Annotated in this window: 19 protein-coding genes; 9 read left to right on the top strand and 10 right to left on the bottom strand. The window is 29.8% G+C overall.

Going from position 1 to position 18,091, the window contains the following annotated elements; all coding sequences use genetic code 11:
• Positions 1-20 precede the first annotated feature (20 nt).
• On the top strand, positions 21-791 hold the full coding sequence (locus EOV51_RS11140) for a glycerophosphodiester phosphodiesterase (protein ID WP_128152604.1): 771 nt from the start codon (positions 21-23) through the stop codon (positions 789-791).
• 77 nt (positions 792-868) lie between these two features.
• Here EOV51_RS11140 and EOV51_RS11135 read toward each other — a convergent pair whose 3' ends face one another.
• The 3 genes from EOV51_RS11135 to EOV51_RS11125 all read right to left on the bottom strand — a co-directional run bounded on the left by EOV51_RS11135 (position 869) and on the right by EOV51_RS11125 (position 2,966).
• Complete coding sequence (locus tag EOV51_RS11135; RefSeq protein WP_128152603.1) at positions 869-1,156, bottom strand: ATP-dependent Clp protease adaptor ClpS; 288 nt, start codon at positions 1,154-1,156, stop codon at positions 869-871.
• A complete protein-coding gene (prmA, locus tag EOV51_RS11130; protein WP_128152602.1) occupies positions 1,146-1,979 on the bottom strand; it encodes a 50S ribosomal protein L11 methyltransferase in 834 nt (277 codons plus the stop codon). Before prmA ends, EOV51_RS11135 begins: the two co-directional genes overlap by 11 nt.
• Before the next feature lie 519 nt (positions 1,980-2,498).
• Entirely contained in the window at positions 2,499-2,966 is a 468-nt protein-coding gene (locus EOV51_RS11125) for a hypothetical protein (protein ID WP_128152601.1), read from the bottom strand.
• Between the two features lie 93 nt (positions 2,967-3,059).
• Between EOV51_RS11125 and EOV51_RS11120 the strand changes: the two genes are divergently transcribed.
• Entirely contained in the window at positions 3,060-3,899 is an 840-nt protein-coding gene (locus tag EOV51_RS11120) for a hypothetical protein (RefSeq protein WP_128152600.1), read from the top strand.
• A 10-nt stretch (positions 3,900-3,909) separates the two neighbouring features.
• On the top strand, positions 3,910-4,524 hold the full coding sequence (locus tag EOV51_RS11115) for a deoxynucleoside kinase (protein WP_128152599.1): 615 nt from the start codon (positions 3,910-3,912) through the stop codon (positions 4,522-4,524).
• Between the two features lie 211 nt (positions 4,525-4,735).
• Here EOV51_RS11115 and recQ read toward each other — a convergent pair whose 3' ends face one another.
• Positions 4,736-6,937: a DNA helicase RecQ gene (gene recQ / locus EOV51_RS11110; RefSeq protein ID WP_128152598.1), complete on the bottom strand. Its 2,202-nt coding sequence runs from the start codon at positions 6,935-6,937 to the stop codon at positions 4,736-4,738.
• A gap of 89 nt (positions 6,938-7,026) precedes the next feature.
• Between recQ and EOV51_RS11105 the strand changes: the two genes are divergently transcribed.
• Together EOV51_RS11105 and tatC are read left to right on the top strand one after the other, a co-directional pair.
• The gene (locus EOV51_RS11105; RefSeq protein WP_128152597.1) at positions 7,027-7,989 is read left to right on the top strand and encodes a KpsF/GutQ family sugar-phosphate isomerase; all 963 of its coding nucleotides are present in this window, start codon (positions 7,027-7,029) and stop codon (positions 7,987-7,989) included.
• 40 nt (positions 7,990-8,029) lie between these two features.
• Positions 8,030-8,866, top strand: a complete 837-nt coding sequence (tatC, locus tag EOV51_RS11100; protein ID WP_128152596.1) for a twin-arginine translocase subunit TatC — start codon at positions 8,030-8,032, stop codon at positions 8,864-8,866.
• Between the two features lie 11 nt (positions 8,867-8,877).
• On the opposite strand, the gene EOV51_RS11095 is transcribed toward tatC, so the two are convergent.
• From EOV51_RS11095 to EOV51_RS11085, 3 genes are read right to left on the bottom strand one after another with little or no spacing between them, the layout of a single operon-like run.
• Entirely contained in the window at positions 8,878-9,729 is an 852-nt protein-coding gene (locus EOV51_RS11095; protein ID WP_128152595.1) for a fructosamine kinase family protein, read from the bottom strand.
• Positions 9,730-9,785: 56 nt separating this feature from the next.
• On the bottom strand, positions 9,786-10,667 hold the full coding sequence (locus EOV51_RS11090; RefSeq protein ID WP_128152594.1) for a hypothetical protein: 882 nt from the start codon (positions 10,665-10,667) through the stop codon (positions 9,786-9,788).
• Entirely contained in the window at positions 10,667-11,362 is a 696-nt protein-coding gene (locus EOV51_RS11085; protein ID WP_128152593.1) for a hypothetical protein, read from the bottom strand. The genes EOV51_RS11090 and EOV51_RS11085 overlap by 1 nt, the downstream gene beginning before the upstream one ends.
• Before the next feature lie 168 nt (positions 11,363-11,530).
• On the opposite strand from EOV51_RS11085, the gene EOV51_RS11080 reads away from it, so the two are divergent.
• The 4 genes from EOV51_RS11080 (at position 11,531) to azu (ending at position 14,576) form a co-directional block, all read left to right on the top strand.
• Positions 11,531-11,974 (top strand): RrF2 family transcriptional regulator, encoded by a 444-nt coding sequence (locus EOV51_RS11080; protein WP_128152592.1) that lies wholly within the window; start codon positions 11,531-11,533, stop codon positions 11,972-11,974.
• Between the two features lie 20 nt (positions 11,975-11,994).
• Entirely contained in the window at positions 11,995-12,705 is a 711-nt protein-coding gene (gene ric / locus EOV51_RS11075) for an iron-sulfur cluster repair di-iron protein (RefSeq protein WP_128153345.1), read from the top strand.
• A gap of 10 nt (positions 12,706-12,715) precedes the next feature.
• Positions 12,716-13,927 carry a hypothetical protein gene (locus EOV51_RS11070; RefSeq protein ID WP_128152591.1) on the top strand — a complete coding sequence of 404 codons (1,212 nt, stop codon included), beginning with the start codon at positions 12,716-12,718 and terminating at the stop codon, positions 13,925-13,927.
• Between the two features lie 103 nt (positions 13,928-14,030).
• Positions 14,031-14,576, top strand: a complete 546-nt coding sequence (gene azu / locus EOV51_RS11065; protein WP_128152590.1) for an azurin — start codon at positions 14,031-14,033, stop codon at positions 14,574-14,576.
• Positions 14,577-14,640: 64 nt separating this feature from the next.
• Here the strand turns inward: azu and EOV51_RS11060 are convergent, their stop codons facing one another.
• The 3 genes from EOV51_RS11060 to EOV51_RS11050 all read right to left on the bottom strand — a co-directional run bounded on the left by EOV51_RS11060 (position 14,641) and on the right by EOV51_RS11050 (position 18,080).
• Entirely contained in the window at positions 14,641-15,921 is a 1,281-nt protein-coding gene (locus EOV51_RS11060; RefSeq protein ID WP_128152589.1) for a replication-associated recombination protein A, read from the bottom strand.
• 229 nt (positions 15,922-16,150) lie between these two features.
• Complete coding sequence (locus tag EOV51_RS11055) at positions 16,151-16,531, bottom strand: hypothetical protein (protein ID WP_128152588.1); 381 nt, start codon at positions 16,529-16,531, stop codon at positions 16,151-16,153.
• A gap of 37 nt (positions 16,532-16,568) precedes the next feature.
• Positions 16,569-18,080 (bottom strand): GH3 auxin-responsive promoter family protein, encoded by a 1,512-nt coding sequence (locus EOV51_RS11050; RefSeq protein WP_370449519.1) that lies wholly within the window; start codon positions 18,078-18,080, stop codon positions 16,569-16,571.
• Between the last annotated feature and the right edge of the window lie 11 nt (positions 18,081-18,091).

Here is an 18,091-nt window from a genome sequence, read left to right as displayed (position 1 = left end):
TAATCAATTAATATTATCCAATGAAAAACGCAATTGTAATTTTATTATTCATGAATATAAATTTGTTTTATACCCAAACACGTGTAATTGCACACAGAGGTTACTGGGATACTGCGGGCAGTGCACAAAATTCTCTGGTATCTTTATCCAAAGCAAACGAAATAAAAGTTTATGGTTCTGAATTTGATGTTTTAATAACTTCAGATGGCATCCCTGTTGTAAATCACGATGATGACATACAAGGTCATGTAATTGAGAATACACCCTACTCCCAACTAAGTAACTTAAAACTTCCAAACGGAGAAATTCTTCCTACACTGGAACAATATCTCATTTTGGGTAAATCTTTTGCGGATTTACAATTAATTTTAGAAATTAAACCTCATAAAAAACAAGAAAACGAAAAAAGAGCTGTTCGTGAAGTTTTGGCTTTAGTAAAAAAATATAATCTTGAAAAACAAATTGAATTCATATCATTTAGTATGAATATTTGTAAAGAACTAAAATCTAAAAATCCGAATTCTGAAATATATTATTTGGGAAGCGATGTAAGTCCGAAAACAATCAAAGAAATAGGGTTAACAGGGATCGATTATTATTATAAAGTTTTATTAATCTCTAAACCTGAATGGTTACAGGAAGCAAAAGAAATGGGTTTAAAAATTAATGTATGGACTGTTAATGAAGATAATGACATGCATCTGTTAATTGATAAAAAAATAGATTTTATAACGACGGATGCACCAGTAAGACTTAAAAATTTGCTACAGCCTTCATCTTTAATTAAGTAAATTAACCTTTCAATTTTTTGATCAAAACAAAAAAACCTTACCGAATAGTAAGGTTTTTTATATTATTATATCAACAGTTATACGACTTCTGAAGACAGACCTCTTCGTAATAAAGCATTATTCATGGGAATGAGATCTTCAAGAGAGCCTGTTTTAACCTCACATTTTCCTTTGTAATGAACCAAATAGGTACACTGCTGGGCCTGCTCTAAACTATGACCACATACTTCAATCAGGCTATCGATTACAAAGTCAAATGTATTAACATCATCATTATGAAGAACTATTACATGTGGATTTTCTTCTTCCACTAATGTATCTACATTCTCCTGTTCTTTCCAATTAGGCTGATTATTATAAATCATGGGTTAATAATATTGAAATCCAGTTATTTTTTGACCACTTCTGAACAAAATTTAAGCCATACTTTTCACATTCATTGATAATATCTTCAAAATCATGTTCATATATGCCACTTAACAATAATTGACCGGAAGCATTTAAATTTTCCGCATATATATTTATATCCTGTAAAAGTATATTTTTATTTATATTAGCTAAAATTATATCAAATTTATGATGACCTAAAAGGCTTGCATCCCCTAATTTGATTTGAATGGATATTCCATTTTTCGTAGCGTTTTCCACTGCATTACCATACGACCACTCATCAATATCTATAGCTTCCACAAAGTTAGCTCCTTTCATTTTGGCAAAAATACCCAGAACTCCGGTACCACTTCCCATATCCAATACATCTTTGCCTTCAAAATTCATAGATAACATAGCGTGGATCATATTGTAGGTAGTTTCATGATGACCTGTACCAAAAGACATTTTAGGTTCAATAATGATAGGGTAAGGAATATCAGTTCTTTTAGGATGAAAATCTGCATGGAGATAAACCTGATCTTCAATGTTTACAGGTGTAAAGTTTTTTTCCCATTCTTCATTCCAGTTAATATCAGGTGACTTTTGCCTTTGATAGGTAACTTCGACTTGATCTGAGGATAAAACAGGAAGTTCTTTTACAAGTTGTTCGTCATCTGAAGATTCTTTAATATAAGCCATAAAACCTGTATCTGAATCAACAAAACTTTCGAATTCTAATTCAGCCAGATAAGCTATTAAAATATCTTTCCATGGATTCAGAGGTTTTACCGAAAATTGGTATTCTATATACTTCATATATATTATTTGCGAACGCAAATTTAATTAAAAACAAGAAATGGAAAAATCTCAGAACTACTATTTAATTTAAAAAATCAAAAAACATCCGAATCCCTGAAAAGAAAATCAACAAAAGAGTACACTATTTCGTTTATTGCACTCTTAATTTAGTCGATTAAATAATAAAGTTTTTAATGTTACATTAGAGCCCAGCTTTTAACTTAAATTCAAAATTCTCTTACTATAATCAATCTTACTTTCCTGTCTATAAGAAGAAGTATTATCTTCAACTTATTAGCAAAATTCGGAAGAAATTTTCAAATAAAAATGAGGAAATCCTCAATTGATAAAAAAAAACATATTATATAACAAATATGTCAAAAAAATTTTAAAAAAGATATTTTATACCATATTTTTTTTCAGTGTTTTCATTTATAATATAACGTATAAAAAAACTAAAATATTTGAAATTTTATATTAAAAACGATATTTAAATGCATGATTTTAGTCTATTTACGTATAATAGAAACAATTTCGTTATTCAAGTATTGTAACATATATTGACAGATTTTCACCTTTTTCATCTCTGTAAAAGCGTTTAACACCAGATTCAATTTTATATAAATCTTTATTCATGTAAGGAGAAATTTTCATTTTATCATCATCACCCAGATATCCCAAATCATATCCTTGTTCATTTAAAACTACAATCTCGCCGTTAAATTTGTCTCTATCCTGCTGAAGAATAACTTCATCATAGCTTCCCATATCCAATAAAAGCATCTGACGGTTTCTGCTTGTTCTTTGTGCATTATCCTGAGTCCCTTTTACATTGAATTCGAATTCCTGAATAACTGTGATGAATCTTTGCAATGGTCTGGATACTTCTTTCTTTTCCAGATCTGTGGTTATTGTAACATCTCGCTTTTTATTTTTAGCTATAAAATAAAATAATATTGCAGCTAAAACCACTAATGCTGAAAATATCCAAAGAAAAGTATTCATTATTTATTTATTAATAATTTCCGCAAATATAATAATATAAAAACATGTAATAATTAAGTATTTGTTTATCTTTACCTATTATAAATATAATTTATGAAGTTTATTTTAGTATTGATATTCTTTGTTTCTTCTTATAACTTTCAAGTAAAAGCACAAATTTTTACTTTAAAAGATAGTATTACGATCGATATTCCTGATAGTTATATATTATTACAATCAGATGCTTTTAATTCTTTATATTTTGCCTCTTACCAAAATAATTCGCTCATAAAAATAACCCAGGATTTTAAAAAATATACTTTTGAAAATTTCAATCCTACCAAAAAATTATTTATTGTTAATTCCTTATTTGTAGTTATGTGGGACAAAGTGAATAAAACATTGGAATTTTTTGATGATAAACTAAATCTTACTCAGGATCCTGTGAAAATACTGCCTGACCAGATAATTAACTCACAACTTTTATATGTTCAAGATAATAAAAACCTGACCTATTTTGATGAATTTAATTCCGGTTCTTTTATACAATATGATTACAGGAATGATAAAAATCTTGTATTTTCTAATTCTTTAACCGGCAAAATTCTAAAAGATTTTCAATTAAAAGACATTTATGCGACGAAATACAGCCGTTACCTTTTAGCTAAAAAGATTTCTAAACAAGATTCCCTTAACAACTTTAGAATTATTCGTCAAAATAATATGAATGGTGAGGTTCAATATTTTGATATTCCGGATTTAAATTATTATTTCTGGAATGAGAACAAATTCGAATGGATTGATAAAAATTATTTTTACTCCTATGATTTTGAAAATGAACCTAAAAAGATTCAACTCCCTGCAAAGGCTGAAAATTATTACATATTAAACGATCAATTATTTCTATGGAAATCTAAGGTTATGTATCTTTACACTCTGAAATCAGAAATTTAAATCTTAACCCATGCATATTGCAATAACCGGAAATATAGGAGCTGGAAAAACTACTTTGACTCAACTATTAGCCAAAAATTACCAATGGATTGCTCAGTTTGAAGATGCGGATGACAATCCTTATCTGGATGATTTTTATTTTGACATGGCAAAGTGGTCCTTTAATCTCCAAATTTACTTTTTAAGTTCTCGCTTTAATCAAATAAAAGAAATTAGAGAAAGTAAAAAAAACATTATTCAGGATCGTACTATTTATGAGGATGCATATATTTTTGCGGCAAATTTACATGAGATGGGATTAATGCAGACCCGGGATTTTAATAATTATCTTAATCTTTTTAATTTAATGAAAGATTACATTCAGGCTCCGGATTTACTTATCTATCTTAGAGCTTCGATCCCAAAACTGGTAAGTCAGATACAAAAGAGAGGGCGAGAATATGAATCCTCTATCAGCATAGATTATTTGAATCGTCTTAACGAAAAATATGAAGAATGGATTTCTGGTTATAAAGAAGGAAAATTATTGATTGTTGATGTTGATCAAATAGATTTTGTTGACAATAAAGAACATTTGGGACTAATTATCGATCAGGTGGAATCTAATATCCATGGCCTGTTTTAGCATAACGCGAGTTAAATTGTTACTTTTTTGTAGATATAGTTTATTATCATTTTTGATTAATATAAAACTAATAAGGTAGAAGCTTTATAATATTTTTTATATACTTATAATAAAAATATATCTGATAAAACAAAACTTCATCTTACATTCCGATTTTTACTAAATAGAAATTTAAGATAAAGATTTGTAAATATAATTTTAAAGTAATTTATTAATTAGCTACATCACTTATAAACTTGATTCTCATAATTCGTAATTCATCATCAGAATAATCATCACCAAACTCTTGTAACAAAACGGACATTTTATCACTTTCTGACTCCATTAAAAAGTCTATGATTTCCTCCTGTTGATCATCATCTAACAATTCATCAACATAATAATCAATATTTAACTTAGTTCCCTGATAAACAATACTTTCCATTTCACTCAATAAATCATCCATGGAAAGATCTTTAGCTTTGGCTATATCTATCAAATCTAGTTTTCTATCAGTACTTTGAATAATAAATACTTTATGTGAAGATTTATTTGCAACATGTTTTATTACCAAATCTTCTGGACGTACAATATCATTTTCTTCTACATATTGTGCAATATACTCCACAAATTCTTTTCCGAATTTCTTGGCTTTGCCCTCACCAACACCAAAAACATTAGCTAATTCCTGTAATGTGGTAGGATATTGAAAAGCCATATCTTCAAGACTGGGATCCTGAAATACGGCAAAAGGAGGAATATTATTTTTTTTCGCAACTTTTTTACGAATATCCTTGAGATCATCAAACAACTTTTTATCAAGAGCATTCCCTCCTCCTGTAGGCTGAACAGCAATCTGATTCTGTGCATCAATTTCCTTTTCAAAATCAATGTCCTCTGCCATTAATATTTCTCTTGAATTTTTTAAAAATTCTTTTCCTGAAACTGAAAGTTTTAATACTCCGTAAGTTTCTATATCTTTAATTAAAAAATCATGAACAATAGCCTGCCTAATCACAGATTTCCAGAAATTGTCAGTTTTATCTTTACCTATACCAAAATAATCTTCCGTTCCTAATTTATAGGATTTAGTTATTACAGATTCTTTTCCCATAGCAACATTAACCAAATCTTTCAATTTTAATTTTTCTTTGGTTTTTTCTACTATAGAAAGAATTTGTGACACCTGCTCAGATACATCAATTAATGGTTTAGGATGCAATGCGTTATCATCCATTTTTGCTCCCAGACCATTTATTTCATCAAATTCTTCACCGAAATAATGTAGTAAATATTTTCTTCTGGACATTGAGGTTTCAGCATATCCTACTACTTCCTGAAGAAGCTGTAAGCCTACTTCTCTTTCCGAAACAGGTTTAGCGGCTAAAAATTTTTCAAGTTTTTCAATATCCTTATAATCATAAAATGCTATACAATGGCCTTCGCCTCCGTCTCTTCCTGCCCTACCTGTTTCCTGATAATAACTCTCTAAACTTTTAGGAATGTCATAGTGAAAAACAAAACGAACATCCGGTTTATCAATACCCATACCGAAAGCAATAGTTGCACAAATTACATCAACTTCCTCCATCAGAAATTTATCCTGGTGTGTAGCTCTGGATTTTGCATCTAATCCTGCATGATAAGGTAATGCATTAATTCCGTTAACTCTGAGAAGTTCCGCCAGCTCTTCAACTTTTTTTCTGCTTAAACAGTAAATAATTCCTGATTTTCCCAGATTATCTTTTATATATTTAATGATTTGTTTTTCAGGATTAACTTTAGGTCTTACCTCATAAAACAAATTAGGTCTGTTAAATGAAGATTTAAAGACCTTGGCATCCGTCATTCCTAACGTTTTCTGTATGTCGTCCTGCACTTTAGGTGTTGCGGTAGCAGTAAGTGCAATAATAGGCGTTTTCCCTATTTTTTCTATGATAGTCCGCAGATTTCTATATTCTGGCCTGAAATCATGACCCCATTCAGAGATACAATGTGCTTCATCTATTGCAAAAAAAGATAATTTTATAGTTTTAAAAAAATCAATATATTCTTCTTTGGTCAAAGATTCCGGAGCTACATATAATAATTTGGTTGTTCCGGAAGTAATATCATCTTTAACTCTTTTAATTTCTGTTTTATTTAAAGATGAATTCAACACATGGGCGATACCTTCCTGAGAAGAAATGCCCCGTACAGCATCAACTTGATTTTTCATTAAAGCTATTAAAGGAGACACTACTATAGCTGTTCCTTCCAATATTAACGCCGGCAACTGATAACATAAAGATTTTCCTCCTCCTGTTGGCATTAAAACAAATACATTGTTCCCTTCCAATAAACTGGAAATAACCTGTTCCTGCGGCTCTTTAAATGAATTAAAACCAAAATACTTTTTTAATGACTTAGGTAAGTCTTTTTCTAAAGATTTCATTCTTTAACTTTAGTTTTTTAATTAAATTTGCCATTATTAAAGTTTAAAAATACAATTTAATTTCAAAATACAAAAAAATATTATTTAGTTTGGAAAATGAAAATATATTAAAAGCCGGAAAAGAAACTATTTTGTTTGAAATTACAGAACTGAAATCTTTATATAACCGATTAGGTAATGATTTTATAACTGCTGTAAAATGCATTCTGAATTCTAAAGGAAAATTAGTTCTTTGCGGGGTAGGTAAAAGCGCTCATATTGCTAATAAACTCGTAGCTACATTTAATTCTACCGGAACTCCTTCGCAATTTTTACATGCCGCAGAAGCTAAGCACGGAGATCTGGGATTAATTACAAAAGATGATGTTGTTATCTGTATTTCTAACAGTGGAACTTCTTCTGAAATTGTTGAGGTAGTCCCTTTTCTTAAAGATTATTCGTCCAAGTTAATAGCTATGACTGCTAACAAAAATAGTATCTTAGCAGAATATGCCGATATATTTCTTGATACTCATATAGAAAAAGAAGCAGATCCTAATAATTTAGCCCCTACCACATCTACAACGGTACAACTTGCTTTGGGAGATGCTATAGCTCTTGCCTTACTACAAGCCCGTGATTTTACATCTTCTGATTTTGCTAAATTTCATCCGGGGGGAGCATTAGGTAAAAAATTACTTTTGAAAGTAGAACAAGTGATTAAACAGGATCGAAAACCGGAAGTAAATTTATCAGCCCATTTAAAAGAAATTATTAACTCTCTGACTTATTCTTCATATGGAATAACCGTCGTTATAGAAAATGATGTTGTTAAAGGGGTCATAACTGATGGAGATTTAAGAAGAACTTTGTCCAAAGATATTGATTATAATGAATTAACTGCTAAGGATATTATGTCATTGAATCCTAAAACCATCCAGAAAAACGAACTGGCTAGTAAAGCTTTCGAAGAGCTGCGTGAAAATCAGATTGGTCAGTTGGTTGTATTAGAAGGGGATAAATATATTGGTATTATAGATTTACATACTTTGTTAGACGAAGGGTTTAAATAATAAAAAAATTATAACTTCGTAAACTTTTATAAAGTAACAGATGAGTAAAAAGAAAAAAATCAATACTGGCGAAATGCCATTTCTTGCCCATGTAGGAGTTTTAAGAAAGCATATACTTCGCTGTTTGGTTGCTGTTTGTGCAGGAGCTGCTTTAGTAGGATATAAAATGCATTTTGTCATGGATCATATAATTTTTGGTCCTGTTCAAAATGATTTTATAACATTCAGAATAATGAACACGGTGAGTGGTTTGTTTGGATCTAAAGAAGTTTTTAGCATGCCAGCTCATTTTCCGATTTTAGTAAGAAGAATATTTGAACAGTTAAATACAGCTTTTTATGTGGCTGTTGTCGGAGGTTTTATCTTGGTTTTTCCATATGTGATTTATGAAATGTGGAAATTCATAGCTCCTGGTTTAAAACCTAATGAAAGGAAAAATTCCTTGACATTTTTTTTATCAACTTATTTTTTATTTCTTTTCGGATGTTGTTTTGGATATTTTCTCATTACTCCTCTAACTATGCATTTCGGGTATTTTTTCAATATTTCGGACACTATCAATATACAGATAGACCTTTCCAATTACATTAGTATTTTGTTACAAACTGTTTTGGGTATGGGATTGGTATTTCTTTTACCTGTAATTGTATATGCTTTAACTGCTGTAGGTATACTGACTCCAAAATTTTTAAAAACTTACAGAAGACATGCTGTAATTGTTATTTTGATTTTAGCAGGTTTTATTACTCCCGGCGATATACCTTCCATGCTGGTTGCTTCTATTCCTCTATATATGTTGTACGAAGCCAGTATTTTAGTTTCAGCCGTAGTATATAAACGAAATTTATCAGATAATAAAGAAGTTTTAAAATCTTAATGGTTTAAATTTTAACTAAACTTTTTTAATACTTTTTTAACTTCAAGTAGATAGTTTCCATTAAAAAGTATAGCATGTACCATTAGGGGATACAATTGGGTTAAAGGTAACCTTTGCTTCCAATTTTTTTCAAGTGAATACTCTTCTGAGTATGCTTCATAAAAACAAGAAGGAAAGCCCCCAAATAGAAGAGTCATACCTAAATCCATTTCTCTATGTCCATAATATACTGCCGGATCTATTAAAACAATTTTGTTATTGCTTGAGACCAAATAATTTCCACTCCATAAATCCCCATGCAGTAAGGCGGGTTTTTCCTCCGGAAAAATTTCATTCAATTTTTTACATACATTTTGTCCTTGATTTAATTCCTGAGCGCCAATTTTTTTTTGATTAAATAGTATATGAGCTAATTTTAATATTCTACATTCTGAATAAAACTCTTCCCATGTATGAGAAGGTGTATTTATTTGCTTAATACTTCCAATATAATTATCCTCTTTAAAACCGAAACAGGGCTGAACTATTTGGTGCATTTTAGCAAGGGAAACACCAAAATCCTCCCATGAAGTTGTTTTGCTTCTATTATCTTCAATCCATTCTAATACTAGATATTGAATATTATTGGATTCTCCTGTAGCTATTACTTTTGGTACGGAAACGAATCCGGAATCTGACAAGTATAATAATCCGTTAGCTTCTTTTCTAAACATTTGAGGATAGGGTTTTGCCCTATTTAACTTTATAAAAAAGTTTCCATTTTCTGTTTCAACCCAAAAAGAATTGTTAATATCTCCTCCTGAAAGAGACTTATATCTGATTATTTTGAAGGGCAATTCAGAAAATATAAGATTTAAATCCATTTTTTACTTTAATGTCAGTAATACAAAAATACTATTTATTAAAAAACAGTACTTTTTTACCCTTCAGTTTTTTCCTTTTTAATTACGTTACCATTATGATAATAAATAACCTCAAAAATATTATTTGCAAAAGATTTATAAGTAACGCTATCGGCTTTTTGACCAGGTACATCTATTTCCTCATTAGGTAAAAATATTATTGTTCGTGAGGTATAATCATCATTTTTATATAATAATCTTTCGACCAATATAGACTTATCATTGTCCGAACTATATTTTTTATGCCACCCCTCTTTCTTTTTATTTACAAATCCTCCCTCCCATTCAAGTTTATTCGTATCATTGTAGAATTTAATATAACCGTTTCCATTATTACCTAAATCCACTTTGTATAGTTCTTTACCCTGTTCAGTGTATACAATATAGGTATTAATAAAATTATTCCATCCATCCTTTTCATACTCAATGTGTAGCTTTCCTGAAGGATAAAATATTTGTTGCTTTCCTTTTTCCTCATCCTGTTCATATTTATGAATCTCGGCAGGTTTGTCTGTATTTATATTATAGTAAATGAGATTTCCTTGTAAATAACCCAGTTTATTATAACTTGATTTTCTAATTAGCTTCCATTGTCCGGATTCTGACTGTTTCTGAAATGCTAACCATTCACCTAGTTTACGACCTTTATCTAATTCTCCTTGAGAATATAATTGCTTTTCTGCTTCGAATATTTTAAAATATCCTTGCAATAAAAATTTTTTATTATAAAAAACAGTATCTGTTTCTTTTATATATAAAGAATCAATCGGTTTATTAAAAGTAGAGTCTTCATATTTTATCATAATACTGTGTACTATTTTGGCAGATTTAACTTCTGTATTTTTAGTACAGCTTTGCCATACTACAAATAAAACAAAATATAATAATTTTTTTTTCATTAAAATACTCTTAAAAATTTAATGTCTTTTTTATTTATTAATCTACTATTTTGAGTATCATTGCATTTTTCTGTACCAAAATCACTACTGCCTCTTCCTGCTCCTCTGGAACAAAAACTTACTTTATCTTTAAAAATCAAACCTTCTTCCATTACCTGACTTACTATCTCTACATGCAATCCACTGTAAAAAGATACAATATCACCTCTTTGTACTTCGCTCTTTTTAATTTGTTTAAATATGCCTTCCTCATTCCAGATTTGTTTTGCTGAATAATATTTTGATGAAGAAGTTAAACTATTTTTGCCTGCCATATACAAGGCTTCACCGACAAACAAATTACATGTCCACTTTGCTGAATCTCCATAGAACACTACATAGTATCTTTGATCCCATTTGTCATAAGCTTTTTTCAGACTTTCATAATCAGAATCCTTGACATATTTATTTTTATCCATGCCAGCTAAATACATAAGATAAAATTTTTGTGAATTCACAAACCATTCAGGCTCTGTCCATTTTTGAGAAAAACCTTTAGAGTTAATTGGGAATTTTGGAGGTTTTCTTTTAGCTCCGGCAAGATTAGGGTTTTTAGTGAAAAAAAAGCCTTTTTCATTATAAAACTCTTCATAACTTTTCATTAATATTGAATCAGAAGCCAATTGTTGTGCTTTTAATGCTATTAATTCTGACATAAACTAAATTTTATACTTAAATATCAAATATAATATTTATTTATATATTATTATAAATATTTAAAGCCTTATTATTTCTGCATAAGTAAAATTAATATTTATTTTTCATAAAAGACATTTTTGTCCTCTATTATTTTTTATTATATTTGCAATGAAAAAAAATTATTTATGTTTTCAAAAAGTTGTGAATATGCCATCCGGGCAACTCTATTAATAGCCAATCATTCCTGTAAAAATCAAAAATCAGGGATTAAGGAAATTGCAGAAGAAATAAATTCTCCTGTCGCATTTACAGCTAAAATATTACAAATACTTACTAAAAATAAAATCATTAAATCATTTAAAGGCCCTACCGGAGGTTTTTATATTGAAGAAATATCTCTTGAAAAAATAAAACTTTCCGATATAGTTACGGCTATTGACGGTGATTCGGTATTCAGGGGATGTGCACTAGGACTTCCGCAATGTTCCGAATTGACTCCTTGCCCTGTCCATGACCGCTTTAAACATATCCGTGAGGAGCTTAAACAAATGCTTACTAAAACATCTTTACAGGATTTGATGCTGGGAATAGACCACGGACTTACTTTTTTGAAAATTGATACCTATTAAATATAACAATTATGAATGCAATCTTTAATAAAACCATTGGTGAAATTGTAGCTGAAGACTTTAGAACTGCTGCTGTTTTTTCTAAATATAAAATTGATTTTTGCTGTAGAGGCGATAAAACTGTTGAGCATGTTTGTGAAAAAAAATCTATTAATTCTGATGAACTGGTTAAAGAACTTGAAGAATCAATAACTTCTAAAAACGAGTCTGTAGATTTTAATTCTTGGCCTTTAGATTTATTAGCAGATTATATAGTTAAAACTCATCACGAATACATCAGGGAAAAGGTTCCACCATTAACACAATTTTTAACCAAAGTCTATAAAGTACATGGAGAAAGAAATCCTGAACTAAAAGAAATACTTGAACTTTTTTTACAATCTTCCGAAGATTTGCTTACACATTTAAAGAAAGAAGAAATGATACTATTTCCTTTTATACGCAAAATGGTTGAAGCAAAATCTAGTAATCAACCGATGCAACCGGGGCATTTTGGAAGCATTGAAAACCCAATAGCCATGATGATGGATGATCATTCAGTTGAAGGAGACAGGTTCAGAAAAATTTCGGAATTATCTCATGGATATACTCCTCCTGAAGGAGCTTGTAATACTTACAAAGTTTCCTTTTCAATGCTAGATGAATTCGAACAAAATTTACACAAGCACATCCATTTAGAAAATAATATCTTATTTCCTAAATCTATAAAAATGGAGGCGTCTTTTAATTAGTAAAAAACCAATGAAAAAAAGCTGGGTCATAATTAGTCTTTTTTATTTTTTTCTTGCTGCATTAGCCGGATTAATTTTAAGATTTTCCCAGCTTTATAATCTTCAAATTCCCTATAATAATTTCTTACATACTCATTCTCATATAGCATTATTAGGATGGTTGTTTTTAATGTATTATACCATAATTTATGATCAATACATACCTGATAATCAAAAAACAAAACGTAGTTATAACATACTTTTTCAATTAACCCAGCTAAGTGTTTTAGGGATGCTGGTCAGCTTTCCCTTTCAAGGATATGCTTTTTTTTCAATTTTATTCTCTACCTTATACATTGTATGCGCATATGTATTTTGCTATGTCACCTGGCGTTATCTTTGTTGGAATAAACCAGATCAGCTTTTTTTAAAAACATCCTTATTTTTTCTGCTGCTTTCAACATTGGGTATCTGGACACTAGGGATGACAATAGCTAAGCTTGGAAAAGACTCTGTTTTTTACTCTATATCCGTACAGTTTTTTTTACATTTTCAAATAAACGGCTGGTTTTTATTTGGCTTACTGTCTTTTATTATTAATGTATACCATAAATACACTAAAGAGTTTCCAAAAAAAATAAATTGGTTTTATATATCAAGTTTGCTTGCTACATTATTGGGTTTTGCACTCCCTCTAATGAAGGATTTAAAATTAGATATCCTTTATTGGTTGCAAAATACGGGAAATATATTTCAATTGTTTTCTCTTATATATTTTATTAGGTATATTCATCCAACATTAAAAAAAGCATTTAAACTTAAAAGCCATTATATTTATTATATTTATATAGTTTTTTTAATTGCCTATACATTTAAATCAATCATACAATTACTTTTAATACTTCCAGAATTAACAGAATATTCAATCTTAATCAGAAATCTGTATATTGGATTTATACATCTAGTTGTGTTAGGTATGTACTCTACATTCTTATTTATTTATATTGGATTTTTTTCCTCATTTAAAATCAATACCCAAATTTTTTATTTAGGGGCTATAGTTTTTACCGTAGGATTTTTAAGTACAGAATTTTTACTTTTTTTACAAGGGATATCTTTATTTTTACCATGGAAGGTATCTTTAATATATTTTCAAATGATTCCCTGGTTTTCTCTATTTCTTCTTTTTGGAATCTCAGGCATTATAATTAGCATAATGTTTACATCCAGAAAAAGAATATGATCTAAAATAATAAAACTATACGAAACTAATAAATATCAGTTTTGCAAATAACTAAATTATAAGTAAATTTAATTTAAAATTTTTTAATAAAAATCAGTTAAACATGAAAAAAATAACAAAAATATTAAGCTTACTAGCTTTAGGACTTTCAATGACTATTATATCTTGTAATAAAAATAGTGAAAATTCAGGAAAATCGGATCCTCTAGCAATTGCAGCCAATACAACAGCTGAAGACATACAAAAATCTAAGGAAGAAAGGCGTGCAAATTTACCTGAAAACGTACTGGAAATTGAAGGTGCTGATAATATGCAATACGATATTACAGAGTTAAAAGCAAAGGCTGGAAAACCAATTACTTTAAAACTTACTCATGTAGGAAAAGCCAGCAAAGCTGACATGGGCCACAATCTAGTAATTTTGAAATCAGGAACCGATATAGATGCTTTTGGACGTGAAGCTTTAAAATTTGCTTCCAATGATTATATTCCTACAGATACTTCAAAAATAATTGCACATACAAAATTATTAGGGGGTGGTGAATCAGATACAATTACTTTTACAATAAATGAGAAGGGAACGTATGATTTTCTATGTACTTTTCCAGGACATCATGTACTGATGAGAGGTAAATTAATTGTAGATTAAAATATATATATTTACTAACAAGCAGACTATTAATTGTCTGTTTGTTAGTTCAGTAATAATAAAATTAATAGTTATACTTATCTTTCCATAAGCTTTTTAAATATTCTTTTATTTTACTTTCTTTAGAGTTAATTCCCGGAATATAAAAAGTTTCATTAGATGCTTCTTCAGGAAGAAAATCCTGATATACAAAATTACCAGGGTAGTTATGCGAATATTTATAATCTACACCGTAATTTAAATCTTTCATCAGTTTAGTAGGTGCATTTCTAAGATGTAAAGGTACTGGAAGATTACCTGTTTTTCTTACAAAAGAAATTGCAGAATCAATTGATAAATAAGATGCATTGGATTTTGGAGAGGTTGCAAGATAAATCGCACATTGACTCAATAATATTCTGGATTCAGGATTCCCAATGACATTGACTGCTTGAAATGTATTATTTGCAAGAATCAATGCTGTAGGATTGGCCATTCCAATATCTTCAGAGGCTGAAATTACCATTCTACGGGCTATAAACTTTATATCTTCTCCTCCTTCTAACATACGAGCCAGCCAATATACCGCTGCGTTAGGATCAGATCCTCGTATAGATTTAATAAAAGCTGAAATTATATCATAATGCTGTTCTCCATCTTTGTCATATAGGGCCATATTTTCCTGTATAACCTTCTTCACTTCATCATTTGTAATATCAATGGATTCATTATCCTTAAATTGCTGAACAACTAAATCTAGACCGTTTAACAATTTTCTTGCATCTCCTCCTGAAAATTGCATGAGAGCTTCTTCTTCTTCCAGATTTATTTTTTTCTTAGACAAAAAAACATCTTCGGTTACAGCTCGGTGGAGTAAATTAGACAATGCTTTTTTATCTAAAGAATAAAGGGTATATACCTGACAACGGGATAATAATGCGGATACTACTTCAAAACTAGGATTTTCTGTGGTTGCACCAATTAATACAATCCAACCTTTTTCTACAGCTTGTAAAAGACTGTCTTGTTGTGATTTATTAAATCTATGTATTTCATCTATGAATAAAATGGGACTTTTGCCGCTAAAAAGATTTTGTTTCTTAGCTTGTTCAATAACCTCTCTAACCTCTTTCACTCCTGAACTTACTGCACTCAGAGTATAGTATTCTCTTTTCGATTCGGATGCAACTATTTCAGCTAAAGTAGTCTTACCCGTACCCGGAGGTCCCCAAAGAATCATAGATGCAATATTACCACTATCTACCATTCTTCTGATAGGAGCTCCTTCACCAATTAAATGTTCCTGATACTGGTATTCATCTAAAGTTTTAGGGCGCATCCTTTCGGCTAATGGGGGTTGATTCATATTATAAGTAGAATTAAATGAATAAATAAATGTACAACCAATTCATATTGTATCAAAAATAATTTATTATATATTTTTTAATACTTTGATAATAAAATCGTTATTAACAATTTTATTATCAAAGTACATTATTATAACTCTATTAAAATTATTAAGCTTACAGAGTAAGTTTTTAAAATGTTTTTAAATAATTAATTGGATTTTAAACAATGGAAATACTTAATTTATGTTAGTTTTGATAAATAACTTTTCCATTTTTTTTAAGCAAATATTTACCATTTACATTATCAACTTCCCAAACTCCGTTTTTCCAGCTTTTGTCATTTTGCTTAATTAAAACGACAGATCCGGGAACTGAAGCCTCAAACACTTCAACCTTATCTTTAACCTTTAAAACGTAAGCAGCTGAAGTTGAAACACTTACAGGAGACAATTGAACTCCATCTTCAAATGTACGGATACAATCATTTTTTAACTGAGACCACTGGTAACCTGCGGAACCTTTACATCCGTGTTTATCGCTGTCATTACCAACCAAAGTCTGATTGGCGGGACGTGAACATGAGCATAAAATACATAAAACTCCTGTTAAAATTCCTAATTTTTTCATAAATTTATATTTAAATTTTATTTTCAAAAAAAGGACTTTATTTTATACTTAATATTGAATCCAGATATTCACGATCATTAGCAAGTCTGGGAACTTTGTTCTGACCTCCCAGTTTACCTCTTAGCTTCATCCAGTCATAAAAAAGATTTTTACGTACAGAATGTACTATCGGAAGATTAAGTGTCATATTATTGTATCTTTTAGCTTCATAATCTGAATTAAGTCTTTGTAACTCTTTATCCAGTATTTGAGTAAAATGATCTAATGAATCCGGTTCTTTTGTAAATTCAATTACCCATTCATGCGCACCCTTTTCTTTTCCATTCATAAAAACAGGCCCTGCCGTATATTCGGATATAATTGCTTTTGTCTTTTCTTCAGCTATTTTAAGAGCTTTTTCGGCATTTTCAACCATAAGTTCTTCACCAAAAGCATTAATATAAAATTTAGTTCTGCCTGTTACTTTTATTCTATAAGGTATCTGAGAAACAAATTTAACCGTATCTCCAATTATATAACGCCATAAACCACCATTTGTACTTATAATCATTGCGTAATTAGTATTTAACTGAACTTCTTCTAAAGATACTATCGTCGGATTCTCATTATAAAATTCATCCATAGGTATAAACTCATAAAATATGCCATAATCTAACATGAGAAGCATATCCTTAGATTGATTAGTATCCTGCATAGCAAAATATCCTTCTGAAGCATTATAAATTTCATAATAATTTATAGGTCTTGAAAATATAGAGCTATATTGTTCCGCATAGGGAGTAAAGCTTATTCCCCCATGGAAAAAGCACTCAATATTAGGCCAGACTTCATCTATATATTTTTTTCCAGTGGTGTCTAATACTTTTCTCAACAAGACCATCATCCAAGAAGGAACTCCGGTGAAACTACCTACATCCTGAGATAAAACCTGCTCAACTATTGCCGGCATTTTAATTTCCCAATCTTTTAATAAGGAAACTTCTTTATCGGGTGTACTTTTCCATTCAGCCCAAAAGGGTAAGTTATCAATAAGTACAGCAGAAAGATCGCCATATTTGGAATCAAAACCATCATAATTTTCGCGTGTACCTCCTAACCTTAAATTTTTACATTCAAATATTTTTGTATCAGGATTGTTAAAAGCGTACATTGAAAATAAATCTTTTCCTGCTTTATAATGACATTCTTCTAAACTATCGTTAGTAATCGGAATAAATTTACTTTGAGCATTAGTAGTACCGGATGATTTTGCATACCATTGAATAGAGCCAGGCCATATAATATCTTTTTCTCCTTTTCTTGCACGAGTTATGTAAGATTCAAACTCTTCGTAAGAAACCAGAGGTACTTGTTTTCTAAAATCTTGATAGGAAGAAATGTCTTTAAAATTATATTTCTTTCCATATTCAGTATCTTTAGCTTTATATATTAGTGTTGATAATATTGCATTTTGAGTATCAATAGGATTGTTAATAAATACTTCCATTTGTTTAACTCTTTTTTTAACATACCATTGTATAAAAGTATTTACGATACCTGACACCATAATTTAAAAGTTTT

This window comes from Apibacter raozihei (assembly GCF_004014855.1).
GTDB lineage: Bacteria > Bacteroidota > Bacteroidia > Flavobacteriales > Weeksellaceae > Apibacter > Apibacter raozihei.
The sequence above is the reverse complement of the archived record's forward strand: the minus strand, read 5'-3'. Positions and strand labels throughout refer to the sequence as shown.